General features: G+C 52.2%; 4 protein-coding genes and 2 pseudogenes. 2 read left to right on the forward strand and 4 right to left on the reverse strand.

Annotated features, from left to right (window positions below; translation table 11 throughout):
* Window positions 1–130 precede the first annotated feature (130 nt).
* Together CPT76_RS13605 and CPT76_RS42085 are read left to right on the forward strand one after the other, a co-directional pair.
* Window positions 131–1,063, forward strand: a complete 933-nt coding sequence (locus tag CPT76_RS13605) for a DMT family transporter (protein ID WP_105443296.1) — start codon at window positions 131–133, stop codon at window positions 1,061–1,063.
* A gap of 254 nt (window positions 1,064–1,317) precedes the next feature.
* A pseudogene (locus CPT76_RS42085) lies at window positions 1,318–1,485 on the forward strand (lipocalin family protein); the annotation flags it as partial.
* Window positions 1,486–1,593: 108 nt separating this feature from the next.
* Here the strand turns inward: CPT76_RS42085 and CPT76_RS13610 are convergent.
* The 4 genes and pseudogenes from CPT76_RS13610 to CPT76_RS13625 all read right to left on the reverse strand — a co-directional run.
* A complete protein-coding gene (locus CPT76_RS13610; RefSeq protein WP_258168398.1) occupies window positions 1,594–2,208 on the reverse strand; it encodes a M14 family metallopeptidase in 615 nt (204 codons plus the stop codon).
* 190 nt (window positions 2,209–2,398) lie between these two features.
* Window positions 2,399–2,989 carry a TetR/AcrR family transcriptional regulator gene (locus tag CPT76_RS13615; RefSeq protein WP_105443297.1) on the reverse strand — a complete coding sequence of 197 codons (591 nt, stop codon included), beginning with the start codon at window positions 2,987–2,989 and terminating at the stop codon, window positions 2,399–2,401.
* Between the two features lie 65 nt (window positions 2,990–3,054).
* Window positions 3,055–4,098 (reverse strand): alpha/beta fold hydrolase, encoded by a 1,044-nt coding sequence (locus tag CPT76_RS13620; RefSeq protein WP_258168399.1) that lies wholly within the window; start codon window positions 4,096–4,098, stop codon window positions 3,055–3,057.
* 172 nt (window positions 4,099–4,270) lie between these two features.
* Window positions 4,271–4,670, reverse strand: a pseudogene (locus tag CPT76_RS13625) (GxGYxYP domain-containing protein); the annotation flags it as partial.

Here is a 4,670-nt window from a genome sequence, read left to right on the forward strand (position 1 = left end):
ATTTCCCTCCGGACATCAAATGGGTTGTAGTCTCATTGTACTATAAACCCGCGTCCATCTGTTCTGTTATCATGCATCTGTTCTGTAATCCTCCTTGTATGATGGGGAGACAACCAAAGGAGGATTTAGCATGATACTTGTCAACTACTTGCTGATGTGTCTTATTTTTGGCACAACGTTTCTGGCCATTAAAATCGGGGTGGACGCGTCCGCTCCGCCCTTTTTCTCTGCGGGACTGCGCTTTTTCGCGGCCGGCTTGGCGCTGTTTTTGTGGATGGTTTGGCGTAAAAAATCCCGTTTCCGTCTTCTGCTGCGCAAAGAAATGCTGCTGAGCGGCACCCTGCTGACCTTCGGCACTTTTGCGCCGCTCTATTGGGCCGAGCAGCACGTTTCTTCCGGATCCGCCGCCGTCTTCTCGGCTACAGGTCCGCTGATCATTTTACTTATCCAAATACTGGTCTTCAAAGCAAAAAGCACGGCGAGGACCGTCACCGGCTGCCTTCTAGGTTTCGCGGGCGTCCTGCTGCTGCTGCTCTCGGACCTCTCTTCCTCCACCGGAGGCGCCTGGATTATCGGCGGCCTGGTCATCCTTGCCGGGGAAATCTGCTACGCTGCAGGAACGCTGTATTCACGAAAGGTGATCCAACGCTTCCCCGAGACGTCGCCCATTGCGCTGAATGCGGCGCAGATGATGCATGGCGGATTCCTTCTGCTTGTGCTATCTCTGCTGACAGAGCCCATACATGCCGCCGGACTGCCCGCCGGTGCCGCGCTCGGTTCACTCGTTTATCTGATCGTCATGGGATCCATGGTCGCCCACAGTCTCTATTATTGGCTGGTTGCCAAGACGAATCCCGTTTTTCCGTCGACATGGCTGTACATCTCGCCGATGATCGCTATGGCGGCAGGGGCCGTGCTGTATCATGAACGCATCACCTGGCTCTCGGTCGCCGGCATGATTACGATTATTGTAGGAACGCTGATCACCAATCTGGACAGCATTCTGCGGGTGATCCGCAGGCCGGCGCAAGTCACGACAGACGTAACGGCGGTCCGGGATTAGCCGCATTTCTTTTCACCTTTGCCAATCAACATCCGGCACATCTGCAACCGTGGCAGACGTGTGCAGATATGCAAATTTATTCTTCTCTTCGACCTATAACGTATATGTAAAAAAAGGAACGATGGACCTCACATGCAGATCCAAATCGAACTATAATCGGAAGCGTCCGGGAATAATCGGCCATTTTACGCATACACATGGTTGTCGTCGCCGAATTGTCGTATCTGTAAGGAACAACCAATACCTCCGCGGGGTCTAGTGGAACGGGGACGTACAGCATTTCGGGCAATACGATTACCCTCAAGTTTACTGACGGTACAGTTGAACGTTACGTCTTTTTTATCCACACCGGCAAAGATGGAAAACCAAATGTTCAAGATGTTCAAATCGGCAGCCGGAATTTCTTCGTTGATGCGGAATAAGCTCTATGCAGCTGTTTTGGCATAAAATCACACAATCATAAACGGCCGATCAGGGTTTATCCTGACCGGCCGTTTGCCGTATAACGATGTTTTGCATTGAACCATCTCTTAAATTAAGCCCGCCTCCCTTAGAAATGATCGTACCACCTCGGTTTGGTAGTTGATCCGTACGTTCATGTCAAGGCTCCAGCACGTTTCAACGGTTACCGCTTTGGCCTTTAGCCGATCAGCCGCAGCTGTCCGGGAAGAGCCCTTCAGCTTGTGCATCCGGATATGAAAACGATGAGAACGGCGGACCACCCTCCCGTTCATATGCTTGATCACCCTCCGGACAGCAGGTACAGCCGGGCTACCTGAATCCGTAATCAGCGTCTGCCCCAGCACGTCTGCGCTCGGCGTCTGCCCCAGCACGTCTGCGCTCGCGGACGACAGGCCGTTGGCTTCGTGAAGATCCAGGTACCAGGCAGGTTTATACTTTTGCATGATTTTATACAAAGCACGCGACATTTCATGCGTGGTGCGGCCTGACGGACCTCGCGGGAACATCCGGTTCAAATCCGGCTTGCCCCGGATCCGTTTTTTGAAGGCAGGCCGATTGGCAATAGGGACCACGATCAGCGTGCCCCGTTCAATCGTCCAATCGCCGTTTTTCAGCTGTTTCACCAGCTTCTGGGCGGCGCGAATGCTCCCCACTTCCCTGCCATGAATGCCTGCCACGATCATGAAAACGTACCAGGAGTATCACCGTCAAAAATATGCATCGTTGTTTCAAACGAGGTTCCTTTGGCGAGTTTGCGACTTTCGTACAACATAGCCTCCACCACCTCCGATACGGTATCCTATGCTAGATTGATAGGAGGTGTACAGGCAGGAGTTGTCCGGAAGTTACGAATTTATCCCCATTTCAATACGATCACTTTTTCAGCATCCTCATCAGCATTTCCGCCGACGGTGTTCCATACGGCTTCTCATCCGCTTCCTCGACGATCAAGGCGTTCACGATGTAAAAATACCAGTGGAGCAGCTCGCGAGGATCGCCTTCGGCAAACTCCCCGGCTTCCTGCCCCTGCACGAACAAAGGAATCAGCGGATCGATCATGGCATCAGCCGAGTGCTCCTTCAGAATGTCTGCGGCGTCCTTGGGAATGGCGTCAAGGCTGCGGACGGCGCGGAGAATGAGCATAAAAGCGAATTTGTTCTCGCTGAGCATATTTTCCGTCAGCGCTTGAATCTGCTCATATGGCGTGCCCGGCAGGCTCGGCACATTCCCCGTCTCTCTCCGCCCTTCCTCCATCAGCTCCTGGACGATGCTGGTAAACAGCTCATCCTTTGACGTGAAATAACGATATATCAGCCCCTCGCTGACGCCGGCTTCCGCCGCGATCATGCTGGTCTTCGTTCCTGTAAAGCCGCTGCGGGCAAAAAGCTTTGTCGCGGCCTGCTTGATTTGATTTTTCCTCTCATCCCGGATATGGGCCAGCTGTTCCTTATTTAGTGGTGACAATAGACTCCGAACTCCAATCTCTGAAAAATAATGTATCCCTATTGTACCATGACGTTCCTTTTGGATCACCGTGCTTGCTTCATTTCCGCAGCCACCGCCAAGGGGAGGACTTTATTCTGAAGAAATGCGTAAAACTGTTCCGGCCGGGAAAAGCACGCCAAATGGCCGGCCTGATGGATGAGCCCGAACTCTTTGTATGGGGCATCGATGCGGCCGTAATACGCTTTGGCCGTTGCCGTCGGCGTAATAAAGTCCGAATCCCCTTGAACAATAAACACAGGCAGCTCGAAGCGGTATCCGATCTTGTCAAAATCAAAACGGACCATATCTTCATGAAGAGCCTCAGCGGAAAACTTCATTCCTTTAAACAGATCCGACATATCCTTCATCGTATGTTCCGGAGATGACAGCATCGACGGCATGATCAAATCCGTGATCATATTGGGGACACCACGTATTGCCTTCACCATAAGCCGGTTGCGTGTATCGACATCCCTGCTGTTCCAAGTAGAAGGATCGGTCCCCATACGCTCAAGCAGTTCGGCTCCCTTCTTGCTGCCCGTAGCTCGGAATGCCTCCAGCAGCAATCGATGCCCAACGTGTTCGGGATCGGGGGCGTTCTGATCCGTCCCTACATAAGCGTGGTATAAATCCGGACGTCGCGCAGCCATCATGATGCCGGTAAGGCTGCCCGCCGAACTGCCAACCAGAATTAGCTTGGTCTGTTGGAGCTTGCCGCATAGATATTCGGATAACTCGATCCCATCCTGCGCCAACCGGTCGAAGGTCAACGATCCGCTGCCTTGTTTGCCGTTGCGCCGGAAGGTCTTTCCTGCTCCCCGCTGATCCCACTGCACGATCGTAAAATCCTTCTCCCAGGAACGCAGCAGTGGACTGAAGATGGAGTACACCGATCCCGGCCCTCCATGAACAAACAGCAGCACCGGATTGCGCCGGTTTTCCCCCCGGATGGTCACCCATTGTTCAATCCCACCAATACGTACAAAGCTGGATTCAGCGATTCCTTCAGAAGCTGTTATACGAAGCAGCCGCGCATTTTTCTGTTGATTTCTTTTCCGCATCACGATTTGAACCAAAGCATTGCTCATATGAATTCCCCGCTTTCGTTTTACAATGAGTGAGTTACTCACTCATCTTTAATCATAAAGATAATGGATTCCTAGATCCTTTGTCAATGGGTATATTAAATTTTTTTCTGATGAGATGCTAAAAAGCGGTCAACGCCTTCTCGCGTTGACCGCTTTCATTATTGTCCTTGATTTACGGCTTTTTTGGCAGATCGTTCGCTTCCCGAATGAGGGAGAAGTATTGGTCGGCCAGCACCGGCTGGTATTCAGGCCCGAGCGAATCCGTCAGCTTCACTACATCGGTCGGTGTCATATTCCAGGCCAGCAGCCCGAGGGATACGAACAGCGGAGATTTGCCATCCCACTTTGCTTTGGCGTCTGCCAGAATCTTTTGTCCGTCCTGCACGGTACTAATGCCCTGGATCGTCGATACCGGCAGGTTTCCATTCAGGATTTCCACACCAAAATGATCTTCCCAGCTCAGGAGCAGTCCGTTTGGACGGTAATTGTCCTCATAAGCTTTGACGACCGAGTCGCTGAGCGGAACGTTTTGGTTCGCAACGCGGTTCAGTACGTAGGGTACGGTCATTCCG

Source organism: Paenibacillus sp. AR247 (genome assembly GCF_002968895.1).
Taxonomy (GTDB): Bacteria; Bacillota; Bacilli; order Paenibacillales; family Paenibacillaceae; genus Paenibacillus_AQ; species Paenibacillus_AQ favisporus.

Bases quoted from the DNA above. Each gene is read 5' to 3' on its own strand.
- CPT76_RS13605 (WP_105443296.1), top strand. From the start codon at position 131: ATGATACTTGTCAACTACTTGCTGATGTGTCTTATTTTTGGCACAACG.
- CPT76_RS13610 (WP_258168398.1), bottom strand. From the start codon at position 2,208: ATGATCGTGGCAGGCATTCATGGCAGGGAAGTGGGGAGCATTCGCGCC.
- CPT76_RS13620 (WP_258168399.1), bottom strand. From the start codon at position 4,098: ATGAGCAATGCTTTGGTTCAAATCGTGATGCGGAAAAGAAATCAACAG.